Raw genomic sequence first — 17,267 nt, 5'->3', positions numbered from 1 at the left:
CTCGTCACAGGAAGCCCAGCGCGTGGCCCTGGATGGAACGCTCCAGCTTCCCCGACGCGACCAGCAGTTCGCGGGCCTTGTCGTAGGGGGCGAGGGCGGGCAGCCCCAGCATGAGCGCGGTATTGAGATGGCCCGCGGCCCGGCGGAATCCGGTCCGGTCGTCGTAGGGATTGCGCTTGAGCCGGTCGTAGGTGGAGAACAGCAGGCTGGTGCCGTGCCAGAACTCGTGGCGGGCCAGCTTGGCGGCGAAGGCCATCCGATCGGATTCGCCGGTGGCCGGGCGGCGGCCGGTGGACAGCTGCCGGGAGGTCAGGCCGAGCCGGGCGCGCATCGGATCCACCAGGTCGGCAATGCGTTCCAGCACGGGCCGGGCGCGTTCGGCCCACTCCCGATCCGAGCGGCGGTGTTCGGTCTCGGCGGTCTCGATGCCGACGTCGAGGGCCTGTTCGGCCAGCGGGATATTGTCGGAGTCGATGTCGATCCAGGCCCGCACCTCGGCGAGGGCGCGGTCCAGGTCGCCCTCGCGGACGAGTCTCCGGATGCCCGCACCGGCTTCGCGGGCCAGTCGCGCGCGGGCGCGGTCGATGTCGGCGGGCGCGAAGGCCGCAGTGCGGATCAGGTCCAGATGCGCTCGCGCCCTGGGCAAGTCGTCCTTGCGCAGCTGCAGCACCAGGGTGACGTGCGGATCGAGCACCTGTGCGGGCAGCTCGCCGCGGGCCTCGTCGACGGCGATCGCCACCTCCTCGGGGGTGGTATCACCGGCCGTGGCGGTGAGGCGAGTGCGCAGGTCGTCCCAGAAACGATCGTCCGCGCCCAATCGCGCCCAGTAGCCGATGGCCCGTCGCCAATGTTCGAAAGCCGTGTCGTCACCGGCGATTTCGAGCTGATAGGCGCGGGCGTGCTCGGCGATGGCCAGATGGTGCAGCGTGCGCGGTCCGGTCCCCGTGGCATCACACGGCCCGGCCTCGGATGGTTCGAGCGGCACGATCCCGGTGACGTCATGCGGCGCGGCTCCAGCGGCCTTGTGTGGCGCGGCCCGGGTGACTGTGCGCTGCCCGGTCGAGGTGGCCGCGTCGTAGTCCTGCCACAGCCGCAATGCGGTTGGGGTCCAGGGCTGAACGGTCCCGTCCTCGCGCAGTGCGGCGAAGGCCAGCCGGTCGAGCGGTCGTTCGACGGACGTCTTCGCCCGCATTCGGTCGATGGTGTCGGCGATGCGGGTTGCGGTGTCGCGCAGGAGATTCGCCGCGTCGCCCTCGGCCCCGGCCAGGAGCTGGCGGGCCTGGGTGAGCAGGCGGTCGGTCTCCTCGAAGCGGGAGAACAGCGCGGCGCGGGCCGCCTCGGCGAGATAGGTTCGCGCGGTGGCGACCCGCATGGCGTCGAGATCCCCGCCCGCGCCGGGCGATCCGGCGTCCGCGTCGCCGATCAGCTCGGTCAGCAGCCCGGAATCGGTGCGGGACACCGCCGTCAGCACGGTCGCGGGGGCGACCATCGAATGGGTGGGCCAGTGCTCGCGGTAGCGCGCCAGCAGCATGCGCGCACCGGCGGTGAGCAGTTCGTCGTCGCCGTCGAGTGCGCCGAGCACCAGTCGCGCGTTGGCTCCGGGGCCGTCCGCGACCGTGGTGTCGGCCAGGAAGCCCCGCAGCCGGGTGCGTGCCGTCTGCTCGTCGCCGTCGCGGAGCCGATCGAGTGCCGAGACGAATCCGGCTGCCCGCCGGACATTCTCGTCCCCGTCGCGCCCCGCTTCGCTCAGCGCCGCGCTCGCCGGTCGGCCGGTCATCACCGCGGCGGTCCCGATCAGCAGCTGGCGATACGGGCTCGGCGTCCCCGGTCCCCGCAGGGCGTCCGCCGCTGTCGCACCGTTCAGCAGGCGCTGATGCGCGCCGATGTCGTGCAGCTTCTTCAACCGCTCGCGCGCCTGGGTCCCGCCGCCGAACCGGTCGGCCAGTTCGTACCGCCGCGCCGCCTCGGCCTCCTCACCGCGCCCCGCCGCCCGATCCCCGAACAGTACGAACCATTCCGGGCGGGTCGCCGGGCCGAGCGCGTAGAGCACCTGCCACACCGGTGACGCCGATCCGGTGAATTCGTGGGTGCCGAAGTCGGCGTCCACCATCTCGACCAGATGTGTGCGCGCCAGCTCCCGGAACGTCGCGGACACCACGGAGTTGTCGGCGAGCACCGCGGTGGTCACCCAGGAACCGACCGGTTCCGAAGTGGTCATGAGTTCGCTCGCCGCCGACCACGTCTCACCGAACGACGCGGCCTCCGGACGTGCCATCCAGGCCCCGAGCACCTGCCGGGCGAGCTTCTCGTCGAGGCCGAACCAGCCGCGCAGCCGGGAGACCAGCCGCACCCCGGCGTCCGGGGTGGCCGCGCCGATCTCCCCGGCCCGGGCCAGCAGGACGGCCCGCTCGGCGAGGATCTCGGCATCCTCGGCCAGCGCCAGGAACTCGTGCACCCCCGCCAGCATCGCCCGCGCCCGGGCGCTCGGTTCCGGCTCCGCGTCGGCCGCGGTCAGCCGTTCGTGGAAGCGCTGCCGGACCGGCGACACCGCCGCCGCCCGCACCGGCGCGACCGGCTCGCGTACCGGCTCGGGCTGCGCCCGCTGTTCTCCGTTATCGCGTGACCTACGCCATTTCATGCCGTCACTCCTGCCGGGAAACCGCACTGACCACGGTGGAGACGCCACCCGGAACCCGCCCCACTCGCGCCCGACCCTATCCGATTTGCCCGGACCGGAACGAGACCGCGGGTCATCCCGCGACCGAACCGACACCGAGCCACCGGGCGGCCCTCGGCCGCGAGCGATGCGCGGTCCAGAGCCGCCGCGGAGGTCCGTGTCGCCTCGGATACGCGAGCGGGGCGGCTGCAGATAATGAGGCATGAGCGATGATCAGACGGTGGGGGCCGCTCTCGGGCGGCTGGTCGACGACGGGGTGCTGACCGCCGAGCAACGCGATGCGGTGGTGGCGGCGCTGGAGCAGCAGCGGGCGCGGCCGCCCGCGGGGCGGGTGCTCGCGGAGATCGCGGCGTACGCGGGGGCGGGGCTGTTGCTGGGTGGGATTGTGCTGCTGATGGATTCGGCCTGGGGCCGGCTGGATCGGCTCGGGCAGGCGCTGGCGCTGGCCTTCGTCACCGCCTTGCTGGTGGTCGCCGGGGTGGTGCTGGCCGGGCCGAAACAGCTGTTCACCGAGCGCAGGCCGGTGCGGACCACGCGAATGCGGCTGGCGGCGGCCCTGTTCGCGTTGGCGACGCTGTCCAGCGCGGGGTTCGTCGCGGTCCTGCAAGCCGACACCGACGACGGGAACTGGGTGTGGGCCGTCCTGGTCGCGGCGGTGGTGGCCGTGGCGGGGTATCGGGCGCTGCCGTCGCTGCTCGGGTTGGTGGCTGTCGTCGGCTTCGGCACCTGGGCGGTGGGCGGGATGCTCGAATCCTGGGCGCATGCCCCGGACTTCGTGGTCGGGATCGCCGTCCTGGCGATGGGCGGAATGTGGCTGGCGCTCAGCCGGATCGGCCTGGCGGTCCCCAGCTGGGCCGGGTACGCGGGCGGCATCGTGATCGGCGTCATCGGCGCGGAATTCGCGGATCGCAACTGGTTGTGGGTCGTGGCGATGGTGCTGCTCATGGGTGCGGCCTGTTTCGCGCTGTATGTCACCGATCGCTCACCGGTGCTGGTGCTCGGCGGTGGTTTCTGCGTGGCCGCGGCCGTCACTCGCGCGGTCTGGCACTGGACCGATCACTCCACCGGCGCGGCAGCGGTCATCGTGCTGATCGGCGCGGTGCTGCTCGGAATCGCCGGAATGCGTCTCGTACGCGATCATTCGTGACCGACGGTGTCGCGGGAGCGGTTCAGGACGAGCCCGCCGAGAATCAGGCCGATCGTGCCCAGCCCCATGGCTGCCCAGGACGCGACGATCCCGTTGCCGGTGCCCGGACCGCCCGCGGCGGTGGCCGTGAGCACGCTGCCCAGCACGAGGCCGATCAGACCCGAGACCAGGCCGGCCGTCGCCCCGCGTCGAGCGTTCCCGGCGCGTCCACGGGCGATGCGGGTCAGGGTCGAGCCGCCGATGACCACGCTGAACAGACTTACGAGTGCGGTCAGTGAAGGGGCGACACGGCCGGAGGTCATGCCCGTGACCGCGGCGGTCTGCTGAACCGCGGCCGCCGCGGGGGCGGCGAACGCGATCCCCGTGACGAGGGTGGTGAGGACGGCGGCGGACAGCTGGCGGGCGGCGATGGGGTGCTCCTTTGTCGGACGACGCGACTGCCCCTTCATCTTGTGCGCCGTGTACGCGGCGGATCATCCTGTGGACGTGGACAATTCGTGCTGCGGTCGCCGCCGTATCCGGGCTGCCGCGCCCGCGGTACCGCCGGTGGAACTACCGCGTCCGCGGTAGTCGGCGGATACCGCGCGGGCAGGAGTTCCGGCTGCGGGATTGCGGCTAGGGTGCTGCGATGAGCACGGCGCGAATCCGCTTCGGAGACCGGGGGATCGCCAGTATGGCCTTCGCCCGGGGCCGGGACGCGCTGCAACTGGCGTGGTTGATCGCGGCGGCCGCCGCCGCCCGTGACCGCGCCCAATTGGTCATCCTCGCCTACGAATCCGGCCTGGTCACGGTGCACCGATCCTGAACCGCCCTGCCGCGGGCGGAAATCGGTGTGGGGTCAGGCCGTCATCGTGGTTCGGGGTGTGGTGTCGGCTTCGGAGAACATGACGCTGTGCCACCAGGCATCCAGCGGACTGGGGTCGGGCCAGACGACACCGTGCCGGACGCGGCGGACTGGGGGTTGGGCGGTGGTGGTGTGGCTCATGCGAACTCCTGGGTGCACGAACGTTTGGGGCAGCGACCACGCTGGCGCTGCCTATCCAAGATCGCTCAGTGCACCGGTCCGTCACAGAGGCGAAAGTCCGCTGTCGAGGGCCCGAGGGTTACAGATTGACCGGGTAGGTCGGCTCCTGGATCTCGGGCTTGATGCGGTTCTCGACGAAGATGCCGTGCCAGATCATGAAGATGATCAAGGTCCAGAGGCGGCGGCTGTGGTCGATCGGCCCGGTGCGGTGGGCTTCCAGCATGGCCAGGATGGCCTGCTTGTTCAGGAGGTGGTCGGTGCCGGACTCGGTGATCTGGGCGCGGGCCCAGTCGTAGAGTTCGGGGCCGCGCAGCCAGTGGCGCAGGGGGACCGGGAAGCCGAGCTTGGCGCGGTTCAACACGTGCGGGGGCACGATGTCGGTGAGCGCCTGGCGCAGGGCGTATTTGGTGGTGTCCTTGGTGATCTTCTGGTCGTAGGGGATCTTCTCGGCGACCTTGTAGACCTCGGGGTCGAGGAAGGGGACGCGCAACTCCAGGGAGTTGGCCATGGTCATCTTGTCGGCCTTGACCAGGATGTCGCCGCGCAGCCAGGTGAACAGGTCCAGATGCTGCATGCGCGCGACCGGGTCCCAGTCGTAGCCCTGCATGGCGTAGATGGGGGCGGTCACGTCCTGGTGCGTCCACTCGGGGCGGAATTCCCGCAGCACCGAACGCAATTGGGCGTCGTTGAAGCTGCGGGCGTTGCCGTAGTAGCGCTCCTCCATGGTGAGCGAGCCGCGGTGCAGCAGGCTCTTGCCGCGGGTGCCCTCCGGAATGCGGTCCGAGACCTTGCCCACCAGCTTGCGCAGCCCCTTGGGCAGGTACTCGAAAGGCTTGAGCGACAGCGGTTCCCGGTAGATGGTGTAGCCGCCGAACAGCTCGTCCGCGCCCTCGCCGGAGAGCACGACCTTGACGTGCTTGCGGGCCTCCTTGGCCACGAAGTACAGCGGCACCAGCGCCGGGTCGGCGACGGGTTCGTCCAGATACCAGACGATTTCGGGAATCGCGGCCGCGTACTCCTCGGGGGAGACCATGCGCACGTAGTGCTTGGCGCCGATGGCCGCCGCGGTCTCGGCGGCCACATCGGCCTCCGAGTAGCCCTGGCGCTCGAACGCCGAGGTGAAGGTCAGCAGGTTCGGGTTGTGCCGGATGGCCAGCGCCGCGGTGGCGGTGGAGTCGATGCCGCCGGACAGGAACGCGCCCACGGTCACGTCCGCGCGCATGTGCTTGGCGACCGAGTCCTCGAGCGCCTCGGCGATCTCCCGGTAGAGCTTGTTCTCCGAACCGGTGGCCAGCTTCTGAACCCGGAACTGCGGGTTGAAGTAGCGGGTCACCCGCGGGGCCTCGCCCGGCTCGACCCAGGCGTAGCAACCGGATTCGAGGCGGCGGACGTCCTTGTGCAGGGTCTCGGCCTCGGGCACGTACTGCAGCACCGTGTAGTGCTCGAGCGCGCGCGGATCCAGCGCGTCGGAAAGCTCCAGTGCCGGAAGCAGTCCCAGCAGGCTCTTCTTCTCACTGGAGAACGCGGTGCCGCCGTCGCCGGTGGCGATGAACAGCGGCTTGATGCCGAACGGGTCGCGCGCCAGGAACAGCTTGTTCAGCTGGGTATCCCAGATGGCGAAGGCGAACATGCCGCGCAGGCGGCCGGGAGCCATCGCGCCCCAGTAGTGGAAGGCGGCCATGATGGCCTCGCCATCGCCCTCGGTACGGAACATGGGCGCGTCGCCGTACTCGGCCTCGTGCGCTTCCTTCAGCTCGGCGCGCAGCTCGAGATAGTTGTAGATCTCGCCGTTGAAGGTCATCGCGTAGCGCTCGGGGTTCTCCGGCGGACCCCAGCGCAGTGGCTGGTGCGAGTGCTCGATATCGATGATCGACAGGCGGTTGAAGCCGAAGATCATGTGCTCGTCGGTCCAGGTGCCGCGCTCGTCGGGGCCACGGTGGCGCTGACAGTGCAGCGCCTCGTACACCTGCGCCGCGGTGGTTTCGACCGTCCGGCCATCCGGGGTGGTAGCCGTGCTAGCTGTCAGAAATCCGAGCAGTCCACACACTGCGGCAAGAACCTCTTTCCGGAATCAAAGGATTGGGGCGCACCCGCACGGGCACGCGAACGCGAAACCTACTGCCCGAGTATGCCGTACCCGGGCAGATCCCGCCGCCAGAGCCCATATCCAGTGCTTATGAGGTTTCCGGAGTGTCGAACCGGACCCCGTCACAACAAGGGCTGTTTCTTGGTCTACGCTGCGTAGTACTTGGGAAACTCTCAGGGTCGGTTGTGCGTTGCCGCGTATCCTCCCGCGAGACCCAAACTGTGCTGAAAATGTGTCGCCCGGCGGAAGGGAGCTCGGGCGACGCGGTGTCGGAATGACGACCAGGAAGGCGTTGAGCGTGGCGCACAAGGCGAGCGAGGCGATAGGGGCACGACCCGCCCAGGGTCGGCGGGGCCGCATCCTTCGGCGGGCCGGGCTGGCGGTGTCCTTGGGGATGACCGCGATGCTCGTCTCCGGCTGCTCGATCGACAACGTTTGGCTTCGATTCGGCTGGCCCTCGGGCATCACGCCGCAGGCCACCAAGATGCGCGAGCTGTGGACCTGGTCCGTGCTCGCCGCGCTGGCGATGGGTGTGCTGGTCTGGGGTCTGACCTTCTGGACCATCATCTTCCACCGCAAGAAGCCGAACTCCCCGGAGTTCCCGCGCCAGACCGGTTACAACGTGCCGCTGGAGCTGAGCTACACGGCGATCCCGTTCGTGATCATCGCGGTGCTGTTCTACTTCACCGTGGTCGTGCAGAACTACGTGCACGAGAAGGTCGGCAACCCGGATGTCACCGTTGACGTGACCGCCTTCCAGTGGAACTGGAAGTTCGGGTACCAGAAGGTCGTGATGGCCGACGGCTCCATCTACAACGGCGTCGACGAGGCGCGTCAGAAGATGAACGAGGACACCAAGACCAGCTACGAGAACCGGACCAAGGACGGGCACCCCCAGCCCGGCCCGAACGCCGGCCTCCCGGCCAACGACATCTCGTACCTGAACTACGACCTGATCGAGACCAAGGGCTCCTCCGACGAGGTCCCGGTCCTGGTCCTGCCGACCGGCAAGAACATCGAGTTCCAGCTGGCCGCCGCCGACGTCATCCACTCGTTCTGGGTGCCGGAGTTCCTGTTCAAGCGCGACGTCATGCCGAACCCGAAGCAGAACAACTCGGACAACGTCTTCCAGATCACCAAGATCGAGAAGACCGGCGCGTTCGTCGGCCGCTGCGCCGAGATGTGCGGCACCTTCCACTCGATGATGAACTTCGAGATCCGCGCGGTGACGCCGGAGAAGTTCCAGCAGTACATCGAATTCCGGAAGGACCACCCGCTCGCGACCAATGGCGAGGCGCTGGCCAGCATCGGCGAGTCGCCGGTGGCCACTTCCACCAAGCCGTTCAACACCGACCGCAAGGCGCGCGGTAACGAACTCGCCGACGCCAAGTGAGGATGAACTGACATGAAGGTCGAAGCTCGCATCTTCGAACTGATCACGGTCTTCTTCGTGATCGTGGCCGTGGTCTACGGCTACTTCACCGGCCGCTCCCGCACGGGCGTCGAGTGGGCGGGCACCACCGCCATCGTGCTGTCGGCGGGCCTGGCCCTGATCGTGGCCACCTACTTCCGCTTCGTCGCCCGTCGTCTGGACCTGCGTCCCGAGGACTACGAGGAGGCCGAGATCGTGGACGGCGCCGGCGACCTGGGCTTCTTCTCGCCCGGCTCGTTCTGGCCCATCCTGCTCGCGGCCGCGGGTTCCATCACCGCCCTGGGCCTGGCGTTCTTCCAGTTCTGGCTGATCGGCATCGGCGTTGCCTGCGTCCTGGTCGCCGCCGGCGGTCTGGTGTTCGAGTACCACCTCGGCCCGGAAAAGCACTGACGTAGCACGCTTCTGAAGCGCCCCATCCGAGTTCGGATGGGGCGCTTTGCTGTTCGAACCGGTCCGGTGCGGACCGCCCGGGAATGGAACTGCCGGGGAATGGGTTTCGAAAGGCGGGGTGTCCGCAACGTCCTCCGGGCACCCCGCCTTCCCCCTCATGGGAGATACCGCGGGCCTTCGGGTTTCGTCCGGGTCAGATGCCCAGGGCGTGCTTCAGGCGGGTGGTGCGGGGGGCCATGGTCGCCAAGCCGAGCAGGGCCCGGGGGAAGCGGGGCTGGAGCTGGGCGGGTCCGGTGCGGATGGCCGATTCGATCCAGCGGGCCGCCTCGGCGGGATCGAGTCCCGAATCCGAATGGTAGGTGGGGGATTCGGGGCTGAGCCGGAAGGCCGGGTACTGCACCGTGGTGACGTGGATGCCGCGGGGCGCGAGTTCGGCGTCGGCGCACTGGCCGAAGGTGGTCCAGGCCGCCTGGGCGGCGGCGTAGGAGGAGAAGTTCGGCGCCGCGCCCGTTTCGGCGCTCCAGGGGCCGACATTGACCACGTGGCCCGAACCGCCCGCCAGCATGGCGGGCAGCAGGCCGAGGGTCAGGCGCAGCGGGCCGAAATAGTAGGCGGCCATCATGCGCTGGTAGTCGCGAAAACGGTCCAGGGACTGCAGGACCGGGCGGCGGGCGGGGCGGCCGGTGTTGTTGACCAGGACGTCCACGGTCTCGAACTCGGTGAGCAGCCATTCGACCAGCTGGTCCACATCGCCGAGCGCGGAGATGTCGCAGCGGTACCAGTGGGCGCGGCCCCCGGCCTGGACGATGGTGGCGCACTCCTCGACCAGCTGGGAGCCGTTGCGCGCGACCAGGATCACCTCGGCGCCGTGAAATCCCAGTAGTCGCGCGGTTTCCCGCCCGATCTCGGAGGTGGCGTCGGTGACGACTATGCGTTTACCCGATATGGGCACTTCCCCCGCGAGGGAACCGGCGGAGCGGGGGCGGCGGGCAGCACGGAATTCGATCATGGGACAGGCAACCTTCATCTGAGGATTGAGCATGAACCATGCACCGGCACCCCGCCGACAGCGCCGATACCGCCGCACGCCTGCGCTGAAGAAAAGCTGCTAACCGATTGCTGGCAGTGCGGCGGAACACATTCTATTCGGTCGGGTCATAACGCCGGGCGCGTTCGGCGACACAGATCTCGTCGATTGCGGAAACGATGTCCCGCAACAGTTCCGAGGGCAGCGCGGCCGGGCGCAGCCGGCAGGTGAAGGTGATGAAGCCGTGGTCCTCGTCATCGAGTTCGCGCAGGTAGCGGGAGCGCACACCGTAGGTCATGGCCGAGATGACGGTGAAGCAGCCGGTGCGCTCGCGGTGTCCGGCGAACAGGTCGTGCAGGCCGTGGAAGACCCGGGCGTAGTTCGACAGCGGCGCGAAAACCGAGACGCGGTAGGCCGGTCCGCGCTCCGAGGAGGAGATGACGGTATCGGCCAGATACTCCGCGTCGCGCAGCGTCAGCACCTTCGGAGCGAACATGAGCGCGCCGGCGGCGGCATTGCGGACCGGCATACCGGCGCGGCCGCCCGCCGAGGCGGCGATGGCGCCCAGCGACTTTCGGGCGCGCGCGCCGACCTCGCGGCGGGCGCGCAGCGAGAGGTTGGGGGTGGTGGGGTGCAGGCTCGACCACTGGCCGAAGCGCACGGTGCCCAGCTGCACGGTTCCGGTACCGACCGGTCGGGCGACCTTCAGGGGCGCGGTGTCCACCCAGCGACCCACCTGCAGCATGGCGTCGCCCGGCGACTGAATCGCCTTGTAGGAGTGCTCCACCCAGGTGTCGAAGTCCAGGAAGCGGTGCGCGTCGGTGGTGAGCCAGGTGCGGTCCTTGTCCACCCCGGTCACCTCCAGGGTGAGCGCGGTGATGACCCCGGTGCGCCCGCCGCCACCCAGGATCCGGCGGAAGCGCTCCGCGTGGTGGGCGCGCCCGCAGGTGCCGAAACGCCCGTCCTGATCGACGTATTCGAGCTCCACCACATTGTCGCTGAACATGCCGTAGCGGTGCGAGGCCGCCGAGAGCCCGCCCACGGCCGCGAAGCCGCCCGCGGTGATGTCCCGGTGATCGCCGACGATGGGCAGCCCGAGCCCGTGCGCGCCCAGGGTGCGGTCGATGTCGTAGAGCCGCGCGCCCGCCTGCACCCGCACCGTGCGGGCGTCGGCGTCCACCACCTGGACCCGGTTCATCTTGCGCAGGCTCAGCACCCCGCCCTGATCCGGCAGCGCGAGCTCCTCGTCCGGCCGTTCCCCACCCCGGATGATCAGCGGTTTCGTCGAACGTCGCGAATCCCGAACGGTCCGAACCACATCCGCGGTGTCGCGGGGCAGAAATTCGTCGGGGTGGGTGGAGACGGGCGTGCTCATGGCGCTACAGCTAACCATAGTCACGCGCATTGTGCTCGTACTTGGACGGGCGTCTGACCGACCACCGGTGAGACACCGTGTGAACAGCGGGTTTTCGGTTATGGCACACAGGTTCCCTGTGGGTTTGCGGGGAGCGTTGGTCGCCGTCCGCGCGTAGAGTCCGCGCCATGGGTTTTCTGGGCGGGGTGTGGCGAAATCGCTTCGGTAGAAGAGTCTTGGAACAGGTCCTCGCCTACGACGCCGTGGAATCGGCCGAATACGACGAACGGGCCTACGAAATCGCCTACCGGTTGAAGAACGGATACGCGGCCAGGCTCAATCTGGACACCCTGTATCAACGCTTCGACGGGAAGATCGGGGCCGGACTCTTCCAGGCCGTCGAGAACCTGCTGCTACCGCCGGACGCGCCCGCGGACTGGGAGCAGGTGGCGACCAAGCTGCGACCGGTGCTGCGCCGGGCCGGCTACGGTGCGGCGAATGTCGAAGGGCCGCAGGGGCACGACCGGGTGCTCGCCCGGCCGTCGCTGCCGTTCCTGTCCGAGCTGGTGGTCATCGATCTGCCGCGCACCGTGCAATTCGTGACCGAACAGGATCTTTCGCGCTGGGGTGTGGACGCGGAGACGGTGTATTCGATCGCGCACGCCAATCTCACCGAGCTGGCCATGAACACCATGGAGGCGTTCGATCCGCCGCAGAGCGTGCGGGTGCTCGAGTTCGCCGACGACGACGGCGAGAGCTATGTCGGATCGCTACCGTTGGTGGCGGGCTGGCTGGCCGGGGTGCGAACCCGGAGCGAAACGCGCCCACTGCTTTTCCTACCCGGGCACCTGGGCATGTTCGTCGTGCTCGGTGCCACCCCGGAGATCACGGTGCAATTGATGTCGCTGGCCCAGGAGCGCCACGAGGCCGCCCTGCGCCCGCTCTCGACCGTGCCCTACACCGTCGACGAGGAAGGCGAGCTGATCCCGTTCCACGTCGATTCCGACCATCCCGCCCACACCGCCATCCGCCACGCCCAGATCCAGCTGGCCGTCGGCGTCTACCACGCGCAGACCGAACGACTCAGGGCCGAAAGGGAAGGCGAACTGGGCATTCCGGAGCTGCTGGCGCTGCGCGACCCCGACGGCGCCGAGACCACCATGACCTCCTGGCCCGACGGGATCCCCAACCTGCTACCCAAGGCCGACTTCATCTGCTTCGTCGGCGCGGGCGGGGATGTCTTCCGGGTCGCCTGGGACGAGGTGGCCCGGCTGGTGGCGCTGGAACCGAGCGACGACTACCACCCGCCCCGCTACCGCGTGCACGACCATCCGCCCGCCGACATCATGACCCGGCTGCGCGCGTTGGCGAGTTGACCACGCGGGCGCGGGAAGTCGCGCGGCGCGGCGCGTCGGTGCGGCGTGGCGGGATATCCACGCGACCGTGTCACCCGCGTCGGCTATGGTCGCGGCGTGGACAGGGCGCAGCTGACAGCTGACATGGCGGACGGGGCGAGACCGGAGTTCCTCTTCTTCTGGGGGCACACCCGCACCCCCGGCCACGAGGTCGGCAAATGGGTGCTCAGCCAGTGGTGGCCCATCGAATTCACCGTCGACGGCCAAACCTACGGCAGCGCCGAACATTTCATGATGGCCGAGAAGGCGCGCCTGTTCGGCGACGAGCCCATGCGCACCCGCATTCTTGCCAGCGGCACCCCCGCCGACGCCAAACGCCTGGGCCGCGCCATCTCCGGCTTCGACCAGGACACCTGGGAAGCCCACCGCTACGACATCGTCCTGCGCGGCAGCATCGCCAAATTCGGCCAGCACGACCTACTCCGCGACTTCCTGCTCGCCACCACCGAGAAGGTCCTGGTCGAAGCCGCGCCGCGGGACACCATCTGGGGCATCGGCCTGGGCGCGGAGAACCCGGCCGCCGCCGACCCTTCTCGATGGCGGGGCGAGAACCTGCTGGGTTTCGCCCTGATGGACGCCCGGGACGCCCTGGCTCCCGCCCGCCAGCACTGACGGATCACCGGTGACAGCGGGTTCGCCGCGGGGACTCAGCGTTGTCACAGCAAGTGTGTGGAGAGTTTGACGCGTTGTCCGTCCCCTCACAGGAAGTCGCCGATGTCAGCGATTCATGGCTTGCCCGCCCATATTCTGCTCGTTCACGCCATCGTGGTGCTGGTGCCGCTCACCGCGGTGCTGGGCGTGCTGTCCGCGGTGTGGCCGGCCGCGCGGCAACGTTTCGCATGGCTGGTGCTGGCGCTGGCCGCGCTGGTACTGGTGCTGACACCGGTGACCACCGAGGCGGGGGAGTGGCTCGAGAAGCGGGTGCCGCGAACCGCGGATCTGCACAACCACACTCACCTCGGTGACACCTTCATCTTCTTCGCCTTCCCGCTGCTGCTCGGCGCGGCCCTGCTGGCCTTCGTGCACCGCCGCGAAACCCGCGGTCAGACCCCGTCCCGGCTGCTCGTGGGCGGCATGGCGGTTCTCGTCATCGCCGCGAGTGTCGCCGCCACCGTCCAGATCTACCGCATCGGCGACTCCGGCGCGCAGACCACCTGGACCGGCGTAGCCGACCGCGCACCCCTGCCGCGCACCAAATAGAAGCGAGATCCCTGATCCTGGTCGGAGGTGGGGGAGGATCGGGGGATGGAGACGATCGGGACGCGTGAGATCTATTCGAATCGGTGGATCACGTTGCGGGAAGACCGGGTTCGGCAGGCCGATGGTGAGGAGACGATCTACGCGTTTCTCGAGAAGGCGGACTTCGCGGTCGTGATCCCCTGGGATGGGGAGCGGTTCCACCTGGTCGAGCAATACCGGTATCCGCTGCGGCGCAGGTGCTGGGAGTTTCCGGGTGGGGCGGTGCCGGGCGGGGAGTTCGATCCGATCGCGGTGGCGCGGCAGGAGTTGCGGGAGGAGACCGGGTTACGGGCCGGGCAGCTGACGCTGCTGGGGAAGGTTTCCCCGGCACCGGCGACCAGCACGCAGTACGGGTATGTCGTGCTGGCCACCGAGCTCACCGAGGGGCCGCACGAGCGGGAGCCCTCGGAGCGGGACATGGAGTCCGCCTGGTTCACGCGGGGCGAACTGGAGGACATGATCTCGACAGGCGTGATCATTGACGCCGATACCGTCGCCGCGTATTCCTTTCTGCTGCTGCACGAAAGGCGTGGCGCCGGGAACTGACCCTGGTCGGCGTTGCGTCCGCTCGTAGTTCAGCCGGATAGACGGTTTATCACCATGAAAACCTGAAGACTCGCCGAAGCCGAACCACAACACCGCTTGCGCCGTGAAGCGGACGGCGTTTAATCGTCGGCGCGGTCCACGCATCGAAGGGCCGGGGGAAATGATCATGGATCGCATTGGTGCACACTGCGACACGAAGAGCGATCGATATGTTGAGAAGACTCCGGCCGGCGCTGATGGCGGCCGCCCTGCTCATGGCTCCCCTGGCGACCGGCACGGCCGTCGCCCAGGCCGCCCCGCCCACCGGCCCGGCGGGCATCACCGCCACCGGCCACCGCGAAGGCGGTCAGGACGGGTCCGGTGACCAGGGCGGCCCCGGTGATCAAGGTGGCCAGGGCGGCCCAGGCGGCCAGAACGGGCAAGGCGGCCAAGGGGGTTTCGGCGGCCAGGGCGACTTCTGGTTCGATCACCACTGCCGTCAGCTGCACGAATGGTGGCAGCCGCGCTGCCGGCGCGACGGCGGCGACATGTGGCATCGGGGGGAGCCGCCGTCGATCGGCAGCTGGTAGCCCTCACCATTCGATCTGCCCGTACTCCTCCTGTCCCCAGATGTAGCCGAAGAACGTTCCCGTCGGGCCGTCGGCGGGCAGCGTGGCGAGGTGGACGCTGGGTTCCGCGCCCTGCTCGACGGTGCGGAACCCGCTGTTGCCGTTGAGATCGGTGGCGGTGTAGCCGGGATTGGCGGCGTTGACCTTGATCGCGGTGTCCTTCAACTCCATCGCGTACAGGACCGTCACCATGTTCACGGCCGTCTTGGACGAGGTGTACGGGATCGCCGAAACCATCTGCGACAGTGGATTGTGCGGATTCGTGCGTCCACCCAGCGAACCGACCTCGCTGGACACGTTCACGATCCGCCCCGCCGCGGACCGCCGCAGCAGCGGCAGCATCGCATTGGTGACGGCGACGAGCCCGAACACATTGGTCTCGTACACCCGCCGCAGCATGGCGAGGCTGCCCGAGGAGGGCTTCCCGTCCCCCTCCATCCCACCGCTGATGGCGGCATTGTTGACGAGAACGTCGAGCGCCCCGAAGTCCGCCTCGATCCGGGCCGCCGCCGCGGCAACGGATTCCTCGTCACTGACATCGATCCGAACACAGTGTGCGTCGGCTCCTTCGGCTCGCAGCTTGTCGACCGCGGCCTGCCCGAGCTCGGGATCCCGCGCCCCGAGCAGAACCGTCATGCCTCGCGTCGCGAGCTGCCGAGCGGTCTCGAACCCGATGCCTTTGTTGGCGCCTGTGATAAATGCTGTTGATTTCATGTGAAAAGCATCGCCCCTCAGCCGTTTCGGCGGGAGGACCAACTTGTACCAGGTTGGAGCACTTGACCATTTTCATGAACTCGTGTCTCCTTCGATGCACTTCACACCGAGGTGTGTCCTGACACCGGGGCGACCTCCTCCTGTCACGACCTCGAGAGGTCGCGACAGGCCCACCTCGCCCGCTACACCGTTGGCCCAGGAGAAGGCCTCCGGCTTACATTTCCGCGCGATCTGGCATGCGCCGTTGACATCCGCGTTGAGGATCTGGCCGGTAGCAAGGACTTTCAAGCGTCCTCGGTTGATCCGCTGTGCTGCGTACTCGTGGTGTTTCACTGGCAGCTCACCGGCGAGCACGCTGGTCTTGGATGTATAGGATTCCTCGGTCTCCAGGACTGTGATCCCGTATCGCCGTGCCTTATAGGTGATCTGGTTGACCAAGACGCGGTGCGGAATCGACCGGAATCGGCGGTTGCCGACCCTGCCCATGGTCGACTGGGTGGTCGATTGGGTTTTCCAGTTGGGATTCCATCCGATCACCAGGGTCGTGACATGGTGGGCGCGGCAGTAGTCCACTACCCGTTTGGAGGCAGTGTGCAACTCGGCTTTCACCACCGAGTTTCGGTGTCGCCACAGGGCTTCCCGACGCGTGGAATCGCGTTGTTGCCGGGTTCCTCCTTCCAGATTCGGTAATAGGGCTGCGTAAAGGTCGGAACGGACGTTGGCGAACCGGTTACGGGACTTGATCGACCGTCCATCGACGATCAACGGCCGCACGGCCGCATCGTCGCAAGCCACGGTGATCAGGTTGTCGATCCCCAGATCCGCCCCCGCCACCCGTGACCAATCTGGCGACTCCACCGGCTCTGCCACGGTTTTGACCCATACGATCTCAACATCGAACTCCCGTCCCGATGGCAGGATCCGGACCTCCTTGATCCTGTCCCAACTCACCGGCAGCGGACATAAATCCAACTTCATTCCCGCTACGCCCAGCATCCCTCGCTTCGCCGGCTGTGCGCGAAGGGCGTCGATGGAAAACCGCAGCTGGTATCGAGATCGCCCTTGGAGATACTTCGGCGGCTGTGCTCGGCGGCCCTTGGTTCTACGGAGTACGCGGACGCTGCGCCAGTCCGCATCCAAGCCCCGAGACACTTCACGGGCTACCTTGGAGGGCAACGCCTTCCATTCCGCAGTAGTCTTGCGATCTTTCCGGTCGATGTTCTCGTTGAACTCCAGATCAGCGAAGAACATCTGACGCCGGTCGTAGTTGATCGCATTACGCAGCCGTCGCGCGGCCAACGCCATCCGATCCAGTTCCGGCCAGGCCGGATGTTCGGCCCCAACCCGCACGGTATGGACCCGATACTCGAGCATCTGAACCCCAACTACCCGAGATTCGCTGTGTTGCAACAGTTCCGATCAAGAACATAGTGAGACGATAACAGCGGTATCGAATGTATGTTCTACATCCATTGGACTCGCCGCACTCGTCCGAATTGACCGTGTTGAACGACTGTGCCGAATCTGCCCTCGGGGAGAGGCTGCTGACGGCAATACTGGACGTCGGGTGACGGCCTCCTGGATCTCATTCCCCGAACGGGATTGCTG

17 protein-coding genes are annotated in these 17,267 nt (G+C 68.0%); 9 read left to right on the top strand and 8 right to left on the bottom strand.

Annotated features, from left to right (window positions below):
* Window positions 1-4: 4 nt before the first annotated feature.
* Window positions 5-2,638, bottom strand: a complete 2,634-nt coding sequence (locus GPX89_RS34090; protein ID WP_157391819.1) for a hypothetical protein — start codon at window positions 2,636-2,638, stop codon at window positions 5-7.
* A gap of 241 nt (window positions 2,639-2,879) precedes the next feature.
* Here GPX89_RS34090 and GPX89_RS34085 point away from each other — a divergent pair, with 241 nt between their 5' ends.
* The gene (locus tag GPX89_RS34085; RefSeq protein ID WP_157391818.1) at window positions 2,880-3,824 is read left to right on the top strand and encodes a DUF2157 domain-containing protein; all 945 of its coding nucleotides are present in this window, start codon (window positions 2,880-2,882) and stop codon (window positions 3,822-3,824) included.
* Here GPX89_RS34085 and GPX89_RS34080 read toward each other — a convergent pair.
* The gene (locus GPX89_RS34080) at window positions 3,815-4,273 is read right to left on the bottom strand and encodes a DUF6223 family protein (RefSeq protein WP_235948743.1); all 459 of its coding nucleotides are present in this window, start codon (window positions 4,271-4,273) and stop codon (window positions 3,815-3,817) included. The two genes, GPX89_RS34085 and GPX89_RS34080, sit on opposite strands and share 10 nt — an antisense overlap.
* Window positions 4,274-4,452: 179 nt before the next feature.
* Here GPX89_RS34080 and GPX89_RS34075 point away from each other — a divergent pair, with 179 nt between their 5' ends.
* Window positions 4,453-4,629, top strand: coding sequence for a hypothetical protein (locus tag GPX89_RS34075; RefSeq protein WP_157391817.1), 177 nt, complete (start codon window positions 4,453-4,455; stop codon window positions 4,627-4,629).
* Between the two features lie 33 nt (window positions 4,630-4,662).
* On the opposite strand, the gene GPX89_RS34070 is transcribed toward GPX89_RS34075, so the two are convergent.
* Entirely contained in the window at window positions 4,663-4,809 is a 147-nt protein-coding gene (locus GPX89_RS34070; protein ID WP_157391816.1) for a hypothetical protein, read from the bottom strand.
* Window positions 4,810-4,927: 118 nt separating this feature from the next.
* Window positions 4,928-6,895 (bottom strand): asparagine synthase (glutamine-hydrolyzing), encoded by a 1,968-nt coding sequence (asnB, locus tag GPX89_RS34065; RefSeq protein WP_328602624.1) that lies wholly within the window; start codon window positions 6,893-6,895, stop codon window positions 4,928-4,930.
* Between the two features lie 313 nt (window positions 6,896-7,208).
* Between asnB and ctaC the strand changes: the two genes are divergently transcribed.
* Complete coding sequence (gene ctaC / locus GPX89_RS34060) at window positions 7,209-8,327, top strand: aa3-type cytochrome oxidase subunit II (protein ID WP_157391815.1); 1,119 nt, start codon at window positions 7,209-7,211, stop codon at window positions 8,325-8,327.
* A gap of 12 nt (window positions 8,328-8,339) precedes the next feature.
* The gene (locus GPX89_RS34055) at window positions 8,340-8,756 is read left to right on the top strand and encodes a cytochrome c oxidase subunit 4 (protein WP_157391814.1); all 417 of its coding nucleotides are present in this window, start codon (window positions 8,340-8,342) and stop codon (window positions 8,754-8,756) included.
* 193 nt (window positions 8,757-8,949) lie between these two features.
* On the opposite strand, the gene GPX89_RS34050 is transcribed toward GPX89_RS34055, so the two are convergent.
* Together GPX89_RS34050 and GPX89_RS34045 are read right to left on the bottom strand one after the other, a co-directional pair.
* Window positions 8,950-9,765, bottom strand: a complete 816-nt coding sequence (locus GPX89_RS34050; RefSeq protein ID WP_157391813.1) for an SDR family NAD(P)-dependent oxidoreductase — start codon at window positions 9,763-9,765, stop codon at window positions 8,950-8,952.
* Between the two features lie 133 nt (window positions 9,766-9,898).
* Window positions 9,899-11,158: an FAD-binding oxidoreductase gene (locus tag GPX89_RS34045; protein ID WP_157391812.1), complete on the bottom strand. Its 1,260-nt coding sequence runs from the start codon at window positions 11,156-11,158 to the stop codon at window positions 9,899-9,901.
* A gap of 167 nt (window positions 11,159-11,325) precedes the next feature.
* Here GPX89_RS34045 and GPX89_RS34040 point away from each other — a divergent pair, with 167 nt between their 5' ends.
* From GPX89_RS34040 to GPX89_RS44035, 5 genes are all read left to right on the top strand, one after another.
* Entirely contained in the window at window positions 11,326-12,513 is a 1,188-nt protein-coding gene (locus GPX89_RS34040; protein ID WP_157391811.1) for a hypothetical protein, read from the top strand.
* A 96-nt stretch (window positions 12,514-12,609) separates the two neighbouring features.
* The gene (locus tag GPX89_RS34035) at window positions 12,610-13,164 is read left to right on the top strand and encodes an NADAR family protein (RefSeq protein WP_328602623.1); all 555 of its coding nucleotides are present in this window, start codon (window positions 12,610-12,612) and stop codon (window positions 13,162-13,164) included.
* Between the two features lie 102 nt (window positions 13,165-13,266).
* Window positions 13,267-13,752 carry a DUF2231 domain-containing protein gene (locus GPX89_RS34030; protein ID WP_157391810.1) on the top strand — a complete coding sequence of 162 codons (486 nt, stop codon included), beginning with the start codon at window positions 13,267-13,269 and terminating at the stop codon, window positions 13,750-13,752.
* Between the two features lie 45 nt (window positions 13,753-13,797).
* Window positions 13,798-14,337: an NUDIX domain-containing protein gene (locus GPX89_RS34025; RefSeq protein ID WP_157391809.1), complete on the top strand. Its 540-nt coding sequence runs from the start codon at window positions 13,798-13,800 to the stop codon at window positions 14,335-14,337.
* A gap of 209 nt (window positions 14,338-14,546) precedes the next feature.
* The gene (locus GPX89_RS44035; RefSeq protein ID WP_198347721.1) at window positions 14,547-14,906 is read left to right on the top strand and encodes a hypothetical protein; all 360 of its coding nucleotides are present in this window, start codon (window positions 14,547-14,549) and stop codon (window positions 14,904-14,906) included.
* 3 nt (window positions 14,907-14,909) lie between these two features.
* Here GPX89_RS44035 and GPX89_RS34015 read toward each other — a convergent pair whose 3' ends face one another.
* Both GPX89_RS34015 and GPX89_RS34010 read right to left on the bottom strand, forming a co-directional pair.
* Window positions 14,910-15,659: an SDR family oxidoreductase gene (locus tag GPX89_RS34015; protein WP_157391808.1), complete on the bottom strand. Its 750-nt coding sequence runs from the start codon at window positions 15,657-15,659 to the stop codon at window positions 14,910-14,912.
* A gap of 72 nt (window positions 15,660-15,731) precedes the next feature.
* A complete protein-coding gene (locus tag GPX89_RS34010) occupies window positions 15,732-17,033 on the bottom strand; it encodes an RNA-guided endonuclease InsQ/TnpB family protein (RefSeq protein WP_157391807.1) in 1,302 nt (433 codons plus the stop codon).
* Window positions 17,034-17,267: the final 234 nt, after the last annotated feature.

Source organism: Nocardia terrae (assembly GCF_009760405.1).
Classification (GTDB): Bacteria; Actinomycetota; Actinomycetes; order Mycobacteriales; family Mycobacteriaceae; genus Nocardia; species Nocardia terrae.
The sequence above is the reverse complement of the archived record's forward strand: the minus strand, read 5'-3'. Positions and strand labels throughout refer to the sequence as shown.